The organism is Arthrobacter sp. ISL-72 (genome assembly GCF_018613755.1).
In the GTDB taxonomy this organism is placed as follows: Bacteria; Actinomycetota; Actinomycetes; order Actinomycetales; family Micrococcaceae; genus Arthrobacter.
On record NZ_JAGGPP010000013.1, the window covers coordinates 326,923 to 343,410 of the forward strand.

Annotated in this window: 15 protein-coding genes and 1 pseudogene; 6 read left to right on the top strand and 10 right to left on the bottom strand. The window is 66.8% G+C overall.

The features are described 5' to 3' along the window. Position 1 precedes the first annotated feature (1 nt). Both J7I92_RS13740 and J7I92_RS13745 read left to right on the top strand, forming a co-directional pair. Complete coding sequence (locus tag J7I92_RS13740) at positions 2–745, top strand: ThuA domain-containing protein (RefSeq protein ID WP_214841288.1); 744 nt, start codon at positions 2–4, stop codon at positions 743–745. Between the two features lie 58 nt (positions 746–803). After that, complete coding sequence (locus J7I92_RS13745) at positions 804–2,036, top strand: Gfo/Idh/MocA family protein (protein WP_214841290.1); 1,233 nt, start codon at positions 804–806, stop codon at positions 2,034–2,036. 175 nt (positions 2,037–2,211) lie between these two features. Here J7I92_RS13745 and J7I92_RS13750 read toward each other — a convergent pair whose 3' ends face one another. From J7I92_RS13750 to J7I92_RS13760, 3 genes are all read right to left on the bottom strand, one after another. Beyond that, positions 2,212–2,604, bottom strand: coding sequence for a DUF6176 family protein (locus tag J7I92_RS13750; protein ID WP_214841292.1), 393 nt, complete (start codon positions 2,602–2,604; stop codon positions 2,212–2,214). An 81-nt stretch (positions 2,605–2,685) separates the two neighbouring features. Beyond that, the gene (locus tag J7I92_RS13755; RefSeq protein WP_214841294.1) at positions 2,686–2,991 is read right to left on the bottom strand and encodes a DUF1905 domain-containing protein; all 306 of its coding nucleotides are present in this window, start codon (positions 2,989–2,991) and stop codon (positions 2,686–2,688) included. A gap of 142 nt (positions 2,992–3,133) precedes the next feature. Further along, positions 3,134–3,625, bottom strand: a complete 492-nt coding sequence (locus J7I92_RS13760) for a hypothetical protein (RefSeq protein ID WP_214841296.1) — start codon at positions 3,623–3,625, stop codon at positions 3,134–3,136. Between the two features lie 392 nt (positions 3,626–4,017). Here J7I92_RS13760 and J7I92_RS13765 point away from each other — a divergent pair. Together J7I92_RS13765 and J7I92_RS13770 are read left to right on the top strand one after the other, a co-directional pair. Next, positions 4,018–5,659, top strand: a pseudogene (locus tag J7I92_RS13765) (alkaline phosphatase D family protein). Between the two features lie 184 nt (positions 5,660–5,843). Next, the gene (locus J7I92_RS13770) at positions 5,844–6,338 is read left to right on the top strand and encodes a hypothetical protein (RefSeq protein WP_214841298.1); all 495 of its coding nucleotides are present in this window, start codon (positions 5,844–5,846) and stop codon (positions 6,336–6,338) included. Positions 6,339–6,443: 105 nt separating this feature from the next. On the opposite strand, the gene J7I92_RS13775 is transcribed toward J7I92_RS13770, so the two are convergent. Further along, entirely contained in the window at positions 6,444–7,316 is an 873-nt protein-coding gene (locus J7I92_RS13775; RefSeq protein WP_214841300.1) for a class I SAM-dependent methyltransferase, read from the bottom strand. Positions 7,317–7,500: 184 nt separating this feature from the next. Here J7I92_RS13775 and J7I92_RS13780 point away from each other — a divergent pair, with 184 nt between their 5' ends. Continuing rightward, complete coding sequence (locus tag J7I92_RS13780; RefSeq protein ID WP_214841302.1) at positions 7,501–7,764, top strand: hypothetical protein; 264 nt, start codon at positions 7,501–7,503, stop codon at positions 7,762–7,764. A gap of 28 nt (positions 7,765–7,792) precedes the next feature. Here J7I92_RS13780 and J7I92_RS13785 read toward each other — a convergent pair whose 3' ends face one another. The 5 genes from J7I92_RS13785 to J7I92_RS13805 are packed head-to-tail and all read right to left on the bottom strand — an operon-like array spanning position 7,793 to position 14,093. Continuing rightward, on the bottom strand, positions 7,793–9,580 hold the full coding sequence (locus tag J7I92_RS13785) for an ABC transporter permease subunit (RefSeq protein WP_214841304.1): 1,788 nt from the start codon (positions 9,578–9,580) through the stop codon (positions 7,793–7,795). Further along, positions 9,580–11,112, bottom strand: a complete 1,533-nt coding sequence (locus J7I92_RS13790; RefSeq protein WP_214841306.1) for an ABC transporter substrate-binding protein — start codon at positions 11,110–11,112, stop codon at positions 9,580–9,582. Before J7I92_RS13790 ends, J7I92_RS13785 begins: the two co-directional genes overlap by 1 nt. Before the next feature lie 37 nt (positions 11,113–11,149). Next, positions 11,150–12,406: an MFS transporter gene (locus J7I92_RS13795; protein WP_214841308.1), complete on the bottom strand. Its 1,257-nt coding sequence runs from the start codon at positions 12,404–12,406 to the stop codon at positions 11,150–11,152. Beyond that, entirely contained in the window at positions 12,403–13,254 is an 852-nt protein-coding gene (locus J7I92_RS13800) for an ABC transporter ATP-binding protein (RefSeq protein ID WP_214841310.1), read from the bottom strand. Before J7I92_RS13800 ends, J7I92_RS13795 begins: the two co-directional genes overlap by 4 nt. After that, the gene (locus J7I92_RS13805; protein ID WP_214841312.1) at positions 13,251–14,093 is read right to left on the bottom strand and encodes an ATP-binding cassette domain-containing protein; all 843 of its coding nucleotides are present in this window, start codon (positions 14,091–14,093) and stop codon (positions 13,251–13,253) included. The genes J7I92_RS13800 and J7I92_RS13805 overlap by 4 nt, the downstream gene beginning before the upstream one ends. A 334-nt stretch (positions 14,094–14,427) precedes the next feature. Here J7I92_RS13805 and J7I92_RS13810 point away from each other — a divergent pair, with 334 nt between their 5' ends. Continuing rightward, positions 14,428–15,261, top strand: coding sequence for a hypothetical protein (locus tag J7I92_RS13810; RefSeq protein ID WP_214841314.1), 834 nt, complete (start codon positions 14,428–14,430; stop codon positions 15,259–15,261). Positions 15,262–15,309: 48 nt separating this feature from the next. Here J7I92_RS13810 and J7I92_RS13815 read toward each other — a convergent pair whose 3' ends face one another. Continuing rightward, on the bottom strand, positions 15,310–16,131 hold the full coding sequence (locus tag J7I92_RS13815) for an SDR family oxidoreductase (RefSeq protein ID WP_214841316.1): 822 nt from the start codon (positions 16,129–16,131) through the stop codon (positions 15,310–15,312). Between the last annotated feature and the right edge of the window lie 357 nt (positions 16,132–16,488).

Consider the following 16,488-nt stretch of genomic DNA (forward strand, 5'->3'; position numbering starts at 1 on the left):
TATGTCTGACAAGAAACTGAAGGTAGTCGTCTGGAACGAGGGCGTCCACGAGGCCCGCAATGAGCCCGAGACCATGGCCGAGATGTACCCGGAAGGCATCCACGGCGCCATAGCCGCGGGGCTCCGGGCCTACTACCCGGACTCCGAAATCTCCACGGCCACCCTGGCCGACCCGGAGCACGGGCTCTCCGAGGAAGTCCTCGCGCGCACCGACGTGCTGCTGTGGTGGGGGCACATCGCGCACCAGGAAGTCAGCGACGAAGTGGTGGAACGCGTTCAGCGCCACGTACTCGGCGGGATGGGCCTGGTGGTGCTGCACTCCGGGCACTTCGCGAAGATCTTCACCAAACTGCTTGGCACTACCTGCTCACTGAAGTGGCGCAACGAGGGTGAACGCGAACTCGTGTGGACGGTCAAGCCTTCCCACCCGATCGCGGCCGGCATCGAAAGCCCCATCGTCATCCCCAAGCAGGAAATGTATGGGGAACTGTTCGACATCCCGGAGCCCGATGACCTGATCTTCATCAGCTCCTTCGCCGGCGGCGAAGTGTTCCGCTCCGGCGTGACGTTCTCCAGGGGCAAGGGCCGGATTTTCTACTTCAGCCCCGGCGACCAGGAATACCCGGTCTACCACCAGCCGCAGATCCGGAAGGTCATCGCAAACGGCGTTGGCTGGGTGGCGCAGCCGGAACAGTTCCGGGAAGCGCCGGAGGTCTCCAACCCTGCCCGGGGTTGGTTCGAGTAGGCCTAGCGCCCTTTCGTCAACCCGCATTACCCGTCCGCCAACTTCGAGGAACCAGAACATGACCACCCCTGCACACCCGTCTGACCTCATGCCTTCCCCGCAGGTTTCGCGCCCCCTGGGCGTGGCGTTGATCGGCTATGCCTTTATGGGGAAGGCCCACTCGAATGCGTGGCGGAATGTGGCCAGCTTCTTCGATGTCCCGGCCTTCGAACAGAAAGTGCTCGTGGGCCGGGATTCCGGGCAGGTGGCGGCCGCTGCCGCTAAGTACGGCTGGGCCGCGTCCGCGACCGACTGGCGCTCCGTTCTGGAGCGCGACGACATCGACATCGTGGACATCTGCGCCCCGGGCTGGATGCATGCCGAGATTGCCATCGCCGCGTTGGAGGCCGGCAAACACGTGCTGGTGGAGAAGCCGCTGGCCAACACCCTGGCCGAGGCCGAAGCCATGACGGCGGCCGCCGCAACGGCACGCGAACGCGGCGTGCAGTCCATGATCGGCTTCAACTACCGCCGCGTCCCCGCGTTGGCGCTGGCCCGCGAGCTGATCTCCGAGGGCCGGCTCGGCACCATCCGGCACATCCGCGCCGCCTACCTCCAGGACTGGCTCTCCAACGCCGAATCACCCATGACCTGGCGGTTGCGCAAGGAAACGGCCGGTTCCGGTGCTCTGGGTGACATCGCTTCCCACGCCATCGACCAGATCCATTATCTGACGGGTCAAACCATTCTTGAGGCGTCGGGGGTGCTGAAGACATTCGTCACACAGCGCCCCGGCCCGAGCGGTTTGGAGGAGGTCACGGTAGATGACGCGGCATGGGCGACCTTCTGGCTCACCGGTGGTATGGGCGCCTCAGTGGAAGCGTCACGCGTGGCCACCGGTCGGAAGAACAGCCTCAAGGTTGAGGTCTACGGGACGGAAGGGGCCTTGACCTTTGACCTCGAGAGTCTGAACGAACTGAATTTCCTGGATGCCACGGCGCTGGTCCGGGAGCAGGGCTTCCGGCGGATCCTCGTGAACGAACCGGAACACCCCTATCTGGAGGCGTGGTGGCCGCAAGGGCACATCATCGGCTGGGAACACACCTTCACCCACCAGATCCGGGACTTCCTGCTGGCGATCGACGGCGGAACCCCGCCGTCGCCGTCGTTCGAAGAGGGACTGGCCGTACAGCGGGTCCTGGCTGCCGTCGAAGAATCTGCCAACAACAAGAGCACCGTTACGCGGGTGGACCAGATGACGTTCGACTTCCGGCCCTCTCCCGGTGATCCCAAGGAGTTTTTGTCCAGATAACGCGAGCAAAAGTGCCTTTTGCCGACGTTATCTGGACAAAAACTCCGGCTTGCCGCCGACTTCGGAGAACGCCCCGCCGGTCGACGTACTCCGCCGCGAGCGGGGATCCGGCTTCAATGGCGAGTTCCGCGGAATCGTACGCCGCAGCCGTTGGTAGCCCCGAAGGCGGCTCGGCTCAGAGAACGGCTGGCCGGGCAGCCGGTCGGTCAGCCGCCCCTGAAGTCGAAGTCGTAACGTCGAAGAGAAGCGACGCGGGGAGGGGGCCCTGCAGCATTTCAGCCGTGATGCCGTGAACTTCCTGGAGTTTCTCCTTTAACCACACATCGTAGGGATCGTTTGAAGCGGCGAGCCCATGGAAGGCCTTAGCGAGATCTTCGGCTTCCTGGTACATGGCCACAAAATCCCCCTGCGGCGTCTGCATGTGGCTGGCCACTTCCCGGGTCAGGCCCAGGCGCTCATGGGAGCGCCGGTATTCCTCTTTGCCCGGGCCGTTTATCTCCTCGATGAGTGCCTTCCACTCGTCCAGCTTTCCCGGCAGAATCGGCACAAACCACGTAATGCATTCCATGAAGCTGCATAGTAGTCCTGCAGCAAGCGGCGGTATAGAGCCTTCGGCAAGTGGGGCGGTCGATGCGGCCGGACGTCTAAATCAGCTGGCAAGCTCCAAGACCAGTTCCACATCCACTTCGTCACCGGCCCGAATGCCCGCCGCGGTCCGGACGCTCTTCTTGACCGGCAGGAGGTACGAGTTGCTCTTGCTGTCCGGAAAGATCGACGTGGACCAGCGCTGCCCGGCGATCAACGCCGTGACCTTCACCGAGCCGAATCCCTTGCGGAACGGAGCCGCCTCGTCCCTGATCTCATCCGCCAGGTCCTGCGGCAGCGTGATGAAATGCCACCCGGCTTCCTCCGGATAGTGCCACAGCTCCCCCTGGAACGAGTACGACGTCGTCACTCACCGAGTATGGCAGGCGCCGGCTGGGCCCGTTGGTTTCGCTGCCAACGGGCCCAGCTTTGTTCAGCCCGAGTGTCCTTAGGGTGTTATTCATTAATTAAAAGCACGTGGTCCCCGGGAAATTTGTTACTGAAAAGCAGGATCAGTCGAGAGCGGCGCAAATATCGATCACTTGGCCGTTTCCACTGAAGACCCTTACTTCCTCGAAGTTGGTGTTGATCGCATAGTTGAATTCACCAATGAGCACAAACAAGCCCGGGCGGGCGGACTCGAAGTTCACAACGATATTCCTGCCGGTCACCACAGTTTCGATGGTGTCGACATCGGTATTAGGCACATCCACCAGCGTCTCCCGCCGTACACCCGTGATGACGTAGCTTACGCTCGCGTCAGTACCTTCGTTGACCAGGGTGATCTTCTGTCCTGGCGAGGTGATGATGGTTCGTCCAGTGGGGGATTTGATCACTTTGGTCTTGCCCGTGAGGGTATAGGAGATCGGGAAGCCGCAAACGCTTGCCGGGAGGCTGCCGTTCTCTGTGAAAGCGGTGGGTGGTCCGCTCGGCGCCGCGGTCGCGGGCGTTGCCGCGGCGACGATGGCTGCCAGAAGACACACTGGGGTAAGGAACCTTTTCATGAGGAACTCCTCAAAAGTGTTGGTGGCGCATCTAAGTGCCTGTCAGCTAAATGCGCGCATTCCACATCGGATATTCAAGGGAGGCGACTTTCTCACTAGGAGAATGACGCGAATGAGTACCCCCCGCGGGCAGTGCACTGCACCAATTCGCTCATTAGTCCTTACTCGAAAGTAAGGGGCAACTCTCGGCATCGGAATTTTTAGGGATGCGTCGTAGCAGGATATTAGCGGCTGGCCCGTGCATTTGTGAAGGGAATTGATTTAATTTCTCCGATATCTTTTGAACTGGCTTGAGCCACCAAGGTAGATTTCAAGATTCCCCGGTCGCCACCCTCAAGCACCGTTCACACCGCCGCCACCGCCGGTTTACCCGCGCCGTACACGCTGACCGCATGACTGCTTTCACCCGCCGAAATGTCCTCAAAGGGGCGCTGGCCGCGGCCGGTGCTGCCGCCGTCGTGCCCGCCACCACGGGGACGGCAAGCGCTGCCCGGCCGTCCGCCATCCCGCTGGTCCGCCACCGCCTGACGATCCCGTCCGGCATCGCCACCGGCGATGTCACCGCCGATTCAGGCGTCCTGTGGTCCCGCGCGTCGGGCCCGGGCCGGCTGGCGGCCAGCCTGCTCGCCGTCGACGACGACGGATCCCCGCTCAGCGGCGGCCGCGCCTTCCAGCGGGTGCTGCGGGGGAGCGCCGCCAGCGAAGCCACCGACTTCACCGCCCGGATCAACGCCGAGCAGCTCCCGGCCGGCACCCGCTTCGCCCTCACCCTGCACTTCGAGGACGCCGAAGGCAACGCCGGCGAAACCGCGCAGGGCTCCTTCAACACCGCCCCCGGTTCGCCCGCAAACGGAACCGGACTGCAGCGGCCGGGCACCGCGCCAACAGAGCTTCGTCTGGACCGGCGACACCGCCGGCCAGGGCTGGGGCATCAACGAGGAGATCGGCGGCATGCGCGGCTACGCGGCCATGCACGCCACCAAGCCGGACTTCTTTATCCACTCCGGCGACACCATCTACGCCGACGGGCCCATCGCCGCCCAGGTCACCGAGCCCGACGGGCAAATCTGGCGCAACATCGTCACCGAGGAGGTCTCCAAGGTGGCTGAAACCCTCGAAGAGTACCGCGGCCGGCACCGCTACAACCTCATGGACCGCAACATCCGCGCGCTGTACGCGGAGGTGCCGGTGATCGCCCAGTGGGACGACCACGAAACCACCAACAACTGGTACCCCGGCGAGATCCTCACCGATCCCCGCTACTCCGAACGACGCGTGGACGTCCTCGCCGCCCGCGGCCGCCAGGCCTGGCAGGAATACCAGCCCGTCTCCGGCCTCAGCACCCGGATCGGCGACGGCAGCACCGGCTTCGAACCCGCCCGCATCTACCGCAAAATCTCACGCGGCCCCCAGCTGGACGTCTTCTGCCTGGACATGCGCACCTTCAAGGACCCCAACACCGACGGCAAGGAAACGCACCTCACCCATATCCTTGGCCAGGAGCAGGCCGACTGGCTCATCCGTGAAGTCAGCAAGTCCAGGGCCACCTGGAAGGCCATCTCCGCGGACCTCCCGCTCGGACTGATCGTCCCCGACGGCCCGGTGAACCAGGAATCCCTGTCCAACCGCGACGACGGCGCACCCCTGGGCAAGGAGCTCGAGATCGCCGGGGTGCTATCCGCGTTCAAGCGCAACCGGGTTAAAAACGTGGTGTGGCTCACGGCCGACGTCCACTACTGCGCCGCCCACCACTACTCGCCGGAGCGCGCCAGCTTCACCGACTTCGACCCGTTCTGGGAATTCGTGGCCGGCCCCATCAACGCCGGCAGCTTCGGCCCCGGTGAATTGGACGGCACCTTCGGCCCCGAGCGGGCCTTCTTCAAGACCGGCGCCTACGCCAACCAGTCCCCGCGCACCGGCGAGAACCAGTTCTTCGGCCACGTGGACCTCGGCGAGGACGACGTCTTCACCGTCAGCCTCCGCAACGCCAACGGCACCGTCCTGTGGAGCAAGGACCTACACCCGGAGCGGTAGCGGATGGAACAAGGCCCGTTGGATACTGGCCAGTAGATTTCAGTGCTAGCACGGAAGTGCGGGAGGGGTGCCCGGAGCCACCATGGATACATCGGATTCACCGAAATCACGGGGAATCCGAGGCCCAGGAAGTGTCGGGCAGCTCACCTCATCCACACCGCATCTTTCCCTCAGGAGCACGTCCATGTCCAATGCATCAACCACCCAAAAGTCCCACCCCGTCCGCCGCAAGATCGCCCTGCTGACCGCCCTCGGGCTCGGCGTGGTCGCGGCACCGTTCGCCCTGGCCGCCCCGGCCCAGGCGGCCGGCACCAGCTACGCCTGCTCGGTCACCCCGCTCGCCCCGGTGTTCGCCGGCCACAACTCCTCCGGCGTGAAGCTGGTGGACTACCGGATGCGCGTCTACTGCAACACCGACCGCTACATCAACATCACCCAGCAGCGCTGGGAGCAGGACGACTGGCCCAACGGCGACGACCACCTGGGTACCTCGACTTTCAGCCGGCACCTGAACCAGTACAGCGGCGCCGTGACCATCTCCAACGTCCGCACCCTGGTGGACGGCGAGATCGGCAACGAGGAGCTCTACCAGAAGGTCAGCTTCCAGGAAGGCAGCAACGGCGTCTGGTCGCCGTACACCGGCTGGTACTACAGCGGCGTCACTTCAATGTCGAACTGACGCTCTATCGGGGCCGCTGACGCCGGTTCCCCACACGTCCAAGGCCCGGAACCCCCATCCGGGCCTTGGGTTTTTAACGCTCCCGACGACGGCGGCACGGCCCGGTTACGGCCCGACCCCGGTAGTCTCCAGAGTGCGCACCTTTTTGGCCGTGAACAGCAAGTATTCCCACTCCATCTGGGCCGTCGCGTCGCCGTGGGCGTCCAGGAACGTGTCGGCCAGCTCCGTCAGGGCCTTGTCCAGTGCCTCGCTCTTCTCGCCGTCCTCACCCAGGAACTTGTACACCGAGATGGTGGGGCCGTAGTGGGACTTGAAGTAGTGCAGGAAGTCCTCCGGATGGTGGAAGCTCCTGATGGTCACCGTCTTTTTGGTCGTGTGGATATCGGTGACCTTGTCACCGAAGAGCTCGCGGACGTGGTCCTCGCTGCCCCACAGAGGCGGAGGCTGGGCGCCGGGCGGGGGCGGGGGAGCGAACGGCTTCATGGCGGCGAACATCTTCCCGATGAACCCTTCCGGCGTCCAGCTGATCAGGCCGATGGTGCCGTCCGGTTTGCAGACCCGCACCAGCTCGTCCGCACTCGCCTGGTGGTGCGGTGCAAACATCACGCCCAGGCAGGACATGACGACGTCGAACTCGTTGTCGGCGAACGGCAGCGCCTCCGCGTCCCCTTCCTTCCATTCCAGCTCAACGCCGCGGTCGGCGGCCTGGTGGCGGCCGGCGTCGAACATTTCCGGGGTGAGGTCGCTCGCGGTGACGTCCGCATTCATCATCGCGGCCGGGATGGCCGCGTTGCCGGCACCGGCGGCCACGTCCAGCACCTTCTGGCGGGGTTTGATGCCGCAGGCCTCAACGAGGATGGCGCCGAGGTCCGGAATCAGTTCGGCGGCGAGGGCGGGGTAGTCGCCCTGCGCCCACATGGCCCGGTGCTTCTGCTTCAGTTCCCGGTCCGCTTCGGTGGTGTCGGTCTTGTCATTCATGATGTGCCCCTCTGCTGTGGCAGGTTGTGGGTGACAGGGCACTGGGCCCCGTATGAGGCTGTGATGTGAGTCATTGTGGCCGCGGACGGAGGGGATGTAAAGGTGCCGGGGGTTACCGGCTTTGTTAGCTCTCCCGCCGGAAATTGCGGGAGACTGGAAGCCCACATACCGAAGGCGGACCACCGTGATCAAACTCCAGCAGGATGCCGAAGGCTTCATCCGGATGAACCGGCACTTCCCGGACAGCGTCCTCGTCGCCGTCACCTTTGCCGACGGCACTGTTGAGGAACTCACCGGACGCCGCCTCAACCAGGCCTACGACGAAGCCCTGGCCGAATACCGGGTGCAGAACCACCTGGACGCCAAGGGCTTCTCGCGGTCGCCGAAGAAGACCGGCTCCGGAAACAAGATCGACTTCGTGCCGGTCCGCCCCGGCATGGGCGGCTGAGCGGGGCGCCAGCAGGTTCAGGCCACGGTCAAAGGCCAACCGCTCCGGCCGGCTCAGGCGCGACAGCCCCAGCCTGAGCACCCCGACCCCGCCGCCACCCGAGGCTCGACAGCGACACAGCCAGCACCGATGCCAGGACCAGCGCCGACGCCGGGGCAACAACAGCCCACGGCGCCCGCTCCACATAGTTGATGCCCTCGGCCAGCACCAGCCCCCACTCCGGAGCCGGCGGCCGCGGACCCAACCCTAGGAAGCCCAGGGCCGCCAGGGCCAATGCCACGCCGGGAACCCGCAACATGGCGTGCCGGAACACCGGAGCCACCACCGCGGGAAGGACATAACGCCACAGGATACAAATCCTCCCAACCCCCAGGACAGGGAGGATCCGGACATACGGCTGCGCCCTGGCTTCCTGGACCAGCGCCGCGGTGTGCGCGGCCAGCGGAGCCCAGCTGGCCACGGTCACGGCGACGGCGGCACCGTGCGCGGACGGACCGGTGATGACGGCCACGATGAGGCCGGCCAGGACGGGCGGGGCGGCATTCGTGACCTCCAGCAGCCCGGTCGCCGCCGAGGGAAACAGCCCGATCAGCAGCCCGATGGCAAGGCACGCAAGCGCCACCAGCAACGCCGTCCCCAGCGTCGTGACGGCGCCATGGCCCACCCGGGCCAGCAGGTCACGGCCGCTGGCGTCGGCACCGAACGGAAGCATCATGCTGGGCGCCGCCAGACGCGCATAGCCGGACGTGAACGGATCGCGGAGCAGGCCGGCCACCACCATGACGGCAAGCAGCCCCGCCGTGATCAGCGGCACCGCACCGTCCCGCCGTCGGGCCTCCTCAGCGGTCGCCGGAGACGGCAGGGTGCCCGAACGGAGCGCCGGGCCCAGCAGCAGGCGGCGGGCAGCGGCAGCCAGAGCACCCACCAGGGCGGCAAGACCCAAGAGTGCCAGGACCCCCGCCTGCAGCGCCGGGATGTCCTGCGCGCCCGCCGCCCCCAGGACGGCACGGCCCAGGCCCGGAATGGCGAACACCTTCTCCACCGCCACCGCGCCGCCGGTGAGCCCCACCAGCACCAGGGCCATCTGGCCCGTCACGGAAGGCAAGGCACGCCGGAACACCGCTGCGGCCAGTTGTCCGTTGCCGGCTCCGGCCATCCGCCAGGTTGCCACCCACTTCTCGGCGAAGGCTCCGCTGACGGCGTCGGCCAGCAGCCGCCCGATCAGCCCGCCGGCTGGCAGCCCCATCGACAGCGCAGGCAGGACCGCGGATCGGATGCCGTCCCACCCGTACGGCGGGAACCAGCCGAGCCACACGGCGCCGATCACCAGCAGCATCGCGGCCAGCAGGAACTCCGGCACCGCTGTCAGCGCGGCCGCCGGCGCCCCGGCACCGCGTGCCGGAACGCCTTTCAGGCCGCGGACCACGGCGGGCAGGCAAAGGCACCCGGCCGTGACCGCCGCGACCACCATGGCGAAGCCCATCAGGGTGACGGAGACGCCCAGACTCTCCAGCGTTCCCGGGCCCACCGGCGTGTTGGTGATCCACGAGTTGCCGAGATCGCCCCGGAGCACACCCCCGGCCCAGCCGAGGAAGACGTGCACCGGGCCGCGGTCCAGGCCGAGCTCGGCCCTGATCATCGCCAGCGTCTCGGGCGTCGCCTCGCGGTCCGCGTACCGGGCGCGCAGGATGGTGTATTCGGGGCTCTGGCCGGAAAGCCACGGCAGGAGGCCGATCAGCACCACCACGGCTCCGAGCGCAACGGCGCGGGACGCCGCGGTCGTCCAGAAATCCTTCCCCCCAATTGAAATCGGCATCAGCGCGCGATTCCCGTCCGTTCGGTGATCAGCGCGCGCTCGCGGGGATCGCGTTCCACGTCCGCGATCCGGGCTGATTCACCTTGGATGACGCGTTCGTGCAGCAGCGGGAGGGCAACGTCGCGGGCCAGGATCATGGCCTCCGCCGTGCCGATCGCCGTCCGGCGTTCCGATCCCGCCGGAATAGCGGCCGCAGTGACCAGTGCCGAGTCAACTGCCGGGTCGCAGAACTGCGAGATGTTGAACGAGCCCTTGCAGGAGAAGTCGCTGAACATGTACGCCACGGGGTCGCCGGAATCGAGCACGGTGGCGCGGGACAGGATGAAGGCATCGAACTTTCCGGCGAGGGCGTCGGCCTCGATATGGCTGTATTCGCGCACGTCCTGTTCCACGATGAACCCCGCCGCTTCCAGCTGCTGCTCAAGCTGGACGGCCACTTCGGGCAGCTCGGCGCGGTCGGTGAAGGTCCCCAGCGAGATGCGGACGCCGTTGACGGGGGCCGCCTTGCTGCGGCCTTCGAGGGCCTTGGCATAGGACGCGTTCTTGCGCTCGTCCGCGGCCCAGGGCAGTGCCGGTCCCAGCAGCCCCTCGGCGGTGTTGGCCCGGCCCTCGTACACCCGCTCCACGACCGCGGCCCGGTCCAGCGCCTCGCGTGCGGCGGCCCGGACGGCCGGATCGGCGAACGGGCCGGTCCTGCTCTTCAAGTACAGGGTGTTGGTTCGCGGCATGGGCACTTCGTGGACAAGCTCGGGATCGATCTGCGCCACCTGGCCCACCGGAATGGCCTCGACGACGTCGGCGCTTCCGGTCCGCAGCGCGGCGGCACGGGCGGTGCCGTCCGGCACGAACTGCACGTCCACCCCGCTCGCAGCAGCCTTTTCACCCCAGTATCCGTCGAAGCGGTTGAGCGTGGCGGAGCTGGTTCCGTCGACGGATGCCAGGGCGTACGGACCGGTGCCGGCGTTGACCGGATTCACCACGTCGCCGGGTTGGTAGGCCGATGCCGCCAGGATGGACAGCTGCGGGCTGGACAGCCGCTGCGGCACCAGCGGATCGTCCGTCGCGGTGATGACGACGACGGCGTTCGCACCGTCCGTCCGGACCGTCAGCTCGACGCCGTCCAGGATCCGCGGCTTGGGGCTGGCGGTGGCGGCCGCCGTCAGCGATGCCGCCGCCTGCTCTGCGGTGAGGGGAGTGCCGTCATGGAACGTGACCCCTTCCCGCAGCTCGAAGCGCCAGTTCCTGCTGTCCAGCTGATCCCAGGATGTTGACAGTGACGGCTGGGCGTCGCCGAGCTCGTCCAGGACCACCAGGGTCTCGGCCGTCTTCCAGCGGGAGAGCTTGAACGCGTCGTCGCTCAGCGGTGTCAGGCCGGAGCGCGGCGGCTGCAGCATCGCCACCCGGATGCGGCCGTCGTTGCCGGCGGCGGCACCGTCCGAGGCGCTGTTTGCCGAGAAGCAGCCGCTGAGGCTCACCGCGAGGGAAGCTGCGGTCAGGACGGTCAGGATGGTTTTAGGGCGTGGAAGGATCATCGTTGTCTTTCTAGTTGGGTGCGGCTGAAGGGGCGCCTCAGGCGCGGAGGCCGGCGTCCGCCGTCGTGCGTCCCGGCGTAAAACGGCGGATGCCAGCGGCGGAAACGGCGGCAAGAAGTCCAATAAGCAGCCACGGCCAGGCTCCGGCACCCGACGACGGCTGGCCGGCAAGTTCGTACATTGGGCCCAGCGCGGTGTTGCCTGCCAGGACCATCACCCCGCCGCAGCTGGCGAGCAGACCGTAGAAGGCGCCGGTGGGCCGGCCGCCGGCGAACTCCAGCACCAGGTCCATGGCCACCGGCGCCACGCACATGTGCCCCAGGCACAGTCCTGTTACCAGTACGACGGCGGGCAGCAGCTTCAGTTCGGCGGCCTGCGGGAACGTCGCCAGGACGGCAATTGTTGCGAACCCGGCGGCCTGCACGGCGAAACCGGCCGTGAGGGCCGTCTGCGGGGCAGCACGGCGCATGAGCTTCGCGACCGGCCACTGAAGTCCGATGGTGAGCAGGGATGCGTAGGCGAACAGGGCACCGAGCCACCCTGTACCCAGGCCGCTGCGTTCCAGTTCAACAGGCAGGCCGAAGTAGAGCTGGTTGTGGGCCAGCAGGTTGCCGCTGTAGAAGGCCGCGAACCCGATGAAGCGCTTCTGCGTCAGGCAGTAGAGGAGTTCCGGGCGCCGCTTGGTTGGTGTAGCGCCGGGCCGGCCGGCCGGTACGCGGCGCCAGAACACGAATGCCATCACGGTGAAAATGGCCGCGCCGAGGTAAAGCGCCGCGTCGAAGCCGATCCCGAGCAGGAGTGCGCCGACCAAGGGGCCGGCCACCGCGCCGATCTCGCCGAAGATCACCAGCAGGGCGAAGAGGGTGGGCCGGTCCGCGGTGGCACTGGGTTTGCGCCGGACTTCGGCGCCGGCCAGCAGGCTCTCCAGGGCCGGCGAAAACAGCGCCCCGCCGATCCCGGTGACAACGGCCCCCAGCAGGAAGAGCGGGAAATCGGCGGCCGCGGCCAGGAGCACGTAGCCGGCGACGCGGATCAGGCAGCCGACGATCATGGCGTACCGCGGACCCCACCGGTCCGCGATGGCGCCGCCGGCCAGGAACATCCCCTGCTGGGCGAAGGTTCGGGCACCCAGGACGATGCCCACAGCCGTCGCTCCCATGGCAAAGTCCTTGCTCATGGAGACGGCCAGGAAGGGGATGACCGAGTAGAACCCGATGTTGAAGATGAGCTGGCTGGTCAGCAGCAGCCGTGCGTCGGGAGCGTGGACGACGGCCGGGGCGGCGGTGGTGGTCATGCGGTTGTAAGTGTCCTTGCGGGGCGGGGAATGGATTCGATGAGCTCGCGGGTGCAGGGATGCTGCGGAGCGGCGAACACCTCCGCGGTGGCACCCTGCTCCACGATCTTTCCGGCCGAGAGCACCGCGGCGCGCGGGCAAATACTGGCGACGGCGGCCAGGTCATGCGAGACGAACAGCAGGCCCAGCCCGTCACGGCTGACCAGGTCCCGGAACAGGAACAGGACTGAGTTGCGCAGGGGCAGGTCCAGGCCGCTGACGGGCTCATCGGCGAGCAGGAATTTCGGGGAGACCACCAGTGCGCGGGCGATTGCGACGCGCTGGTTTTGGCCGCCGGACAGCTCCCTCGGCGTGCTCCGCAGCATCGCGGCGTCCAGGTCCACGCGTTTCAGTGCGGTCCGGACCATGGCGGTATGGTCGCCGTCCACCCGGAGTTGGCGGAGCGGTTCTTTGAGCAGGTTCTCAACGCTCATCCGCGGATCCAGGCTGCCGGCCGGGTTTTGCGGCACGTACTGCACCAGCCGCCGGTACCAACGCAGGCTCGACGCGGATCCGGGAGTCACGGGGCGGGCGGTCAGCTCCGGGCCCCCGATTTCAACGGTTCCGCTGGCGGGCTTTTCAAGGGCCAGCAGGGTGCGCAGCAGGGTGGATTTCCCCGCGCCGGAGCTGCCTACAAGTCCGGTGCTGCTTCCTGCGGGAACCGTTAGGGTGACGTCGTCGAGCGCAGGTGCCGGTGGGAGCGCGGGCGCGGATGTCAGCGCAGCCGCCCGCCGCCGTCTTCCGTTCCTGCTGTAGCTGTGCGTGAGGTTCCGGGCGGACAGAACGGCACCGGCTTCAAAAGTGCTCATGCCGACAGCTCCGTACCGGGCGCGGGGAAGCCCTGGCACGCGGCCTCAACGAGGCGTGCTGTGTAGTGGTGCTGCGGCCGTGAGAGGAGGGTGTCCATGGTTCCCTCTTCGACGATCCGGCCGTCGAACATCACCAGCGCCCGGCTGCACAGCACCTGGGCGGCGGCGAGGTCGTGGGTGATGAACAGGATGGCCTGCGCCGACGCAGTGGGTCCCGCGAGCACGTCGAGGACTTTGGCCTGGCTCACGACGTCCAGAGCGGTGGTGGGTTCGTCCGCCACCAGGACGGAGGGGCGGCAGGCCAAGGCGAGGGCGATGCAGATCCGCTGAAGTTCCCCGCCGGAAAGCTCCCCGCTGTAGCTGGAAAGGGTTCGTGCGGTGTCGTTGATGCCGACCGCGGCGAGGAGTGCGGCGGCCTGGCAGCGGGCCTCCGAGGCCGAGAAGCCCGCCCGCCGCAGCGGAATGGTGAGCTGTTTGCCCAGCGCCACCAGCGGGTTGAGGGCCGTTATCGGGTCCTGGTGAATGGCGGCTAGCCTGCCGGACCCGTGGTCTGTTGACCCTGTGTTTCCCGATCCGGGGCTACTCGGCGCCGGGCGAGTCGGCGCGGGCCGCCGACCCGTCAACGGCACCGTGGTGCCGTTCACCTGGAGGCGCCCTCCGATGGTCATGGACGCGGGAAGCGCGCCGAGCACGGCGGCCGCCGTCAGTGACTTCCCGGAGCCCGAGGCTCCCAGCAGCGCGACGTTCTCGCCCGGGGCCAGCTCAAAGTTGAGGCCGTTCACCAGGTGCCGGCCGTGCAGGGACACGGTGAGGTCCTGAACCAGGAGGGCAGGGGTCATGTCCCAACTTTCTTGTGAGCGTGCGCTCGAGAGCGCCTAACGAAGCATGTTGCCTGATGCGATCAAGAATCATTATCAATTGTGCTAATCGGTTGCCGAAGGGCTCGGGGTACCTGAGCGGAGCACGACGGCGGGCTGCTGTGTTTGCCGGGACAGCTGCGTTCCTGGGGCGGGAGTGATGGCGGGCTGCCGGCGGCGGCCGGGCACCGGCGTCGTACTTCGCTTTTTGTTGGCGGTTCCCGTTGAGCAGTCCCGCCGTCGCGGCGCATTATGGAAGGAAGCGGCCGTAGGGGCTGCGGAGGACTCCGGGCCGTAAGGAAGGAGCGACGGAACAGTGCCATCCAGCGGGCTCGATCCGCTGCTCTATCCATGGGAACCGCCCGACAACTCGGGTGTGCTCGATGGTGATGCTTTCCTGCCGCTGGAGCAGATCGCGAACATGGCTGAGGCCCTCGCGGACGCCGGGGCTGCACCGCTGGAGGCGCGATCGCTCGTGGTATCAGTCGGAGCGAATTCCAGCCCCGACGTGCTGCGGCGGAAGTTCGTTGGCTACCACCGGCCGGTCAGCCAGGTCCTGCCAATGATGCGCGGGCGGCTGCACAACGTTGGTGTTGGACACTCCGCGCATGTGAGCAGGGCCGGGTACATCGCTGCCGCACCGTATCTGCAGCCGGGGGAGTGCACTACTGTCTGGATGTCGTGGCTGGACGATCTCCAGCTGCTGGCGCTCGATGAGACCGAGCCCAATTACCGGCGGATCCGGCTCGACGGCGCGGTCTGCCCGCTGGTGCTGGACCGCCCGCTTTTGCTGGACAACCCGCTTTTGCTGGACAACGGCGAACGTCCGGAGGCGTTTTCACTGTATGCGTCCCGCTGGGGCGTGCTCGCAGACGCCGGCGGCTGCCCGTTGCCGCTGATGGATCAGCCTGCACTTTTCAGGTGGCTGGCAAGCGTCGGGGCGGGGTTGGACGCGGCTGCTGACGGCGGAGCCGGTGCCCACCGGGACCGGACGCCGTCGGTTTTCGCGGCGCCTCCCGAAACGGTGGCCGCCAACCTGGCCGACCCTTTAATCCAGGAGTGGGCGAAGGGATGGTTTGCTTCTGCCGGTTTGGCGGCGCAGGTGCAGTTCGATCACGGCGCAGCCAGCGCGGGCGTTTTGTCGCTCTAAAGGCGGCGGCGCCCCGGCGCCAACGGCCGGGGCGCGCACGAGGCAACCCTACGGCGTCGGGCTTCCGCCGTTGACGTTCAAGGTTTCGCCCACCACAAAGCTGGACTCGGCCGACGCCAGGAACACGTACGCCGGCGCCAGTTCGGCGGGCTGACCGGCGCGGCCCAGCGGAGTGCTCTTGCCGAACTCGGGGAGGGCCTCCTTTGGCTGGCCGCTGCTGACTTGGAGCGGAGTCCAGATCGGACCGGGCGCTACAGCATTGACCCGGATGCCCTTCGGCGCCAACTGCTGGGCCAGGCCTTTGGTGAAATTGTTGATGCTCGCCTTGGTGGTGGCGTAGTCAACCAGCGTGGGCGACGGGTTGTAGGCCTGGATCGACGTGGTGTTGATGATCGTGGAGCCGGCCGGCAGATGCTTGTCGGTGATGTCGCCGATGTCCTCCTGCGCCACCTGCTTGCCGGCGTTGTTCACCAGGATGTCCAGGCCGCCGAGTTCCCGCACGGCGATGTCCACCAACTCCCGGCACATGATCGAATCCTTCAGGTCACCCGGCGCCTTCACCGCTTTGCGGCCGGCCTTCTCGATCAGGTTGGCGATCCGGGTTGGGTCCTCTTCCTCCTCTGGAAGGTAGGAAAGCACGACGTCGGCACCCTCGCGTGCGAACGCGATCGCCGTGGCGGCTCCAATCCCCGAATCCGCGCCGGTGACGATCGCCTTGCGGCCCTCGAGTCGTCCTGTGCCGCGGTAGGTGTCCTCTCCCAGGTCGGCCTTGGGCTGCAACTTCGCATCCAGGCCGGGCTGGTGCTGCTTGGGAGGCTCGATGTGCTCGTAGGCGGTGACGGGGTTCTTGAACGTGTACTGGTCAGTCATGATGCTCCTCCGAAAACGTCTGCTGGACACTGGGTGCTTTGACAGTATGCTAAGCCTGCTTATCATCCACCCTAGCCAGCCGTCCTCGGTGCCGCAACGGACGACGGCGCGCGCCACCCGGGCGGGTCGCAGCAGGTGCCGTTACGGGGGCTGGCAGCGATATCTGCTGCTACTCGGAGGGGCCGATGGCGGGGAGGGCTCTAATGTGACGGGCTACACAGAAGCCGCCTTAACGGATTCGCCTGCTTCCGGCCGCCTTGGGAGTATTTATTCCCTGGAATTCCGGGGATCTTGGAGGGTTGGCGCTGCCCCATCCGCCCGGTTTGCGTGGGGTCCTTGGGGCGTGTACAGTTATTC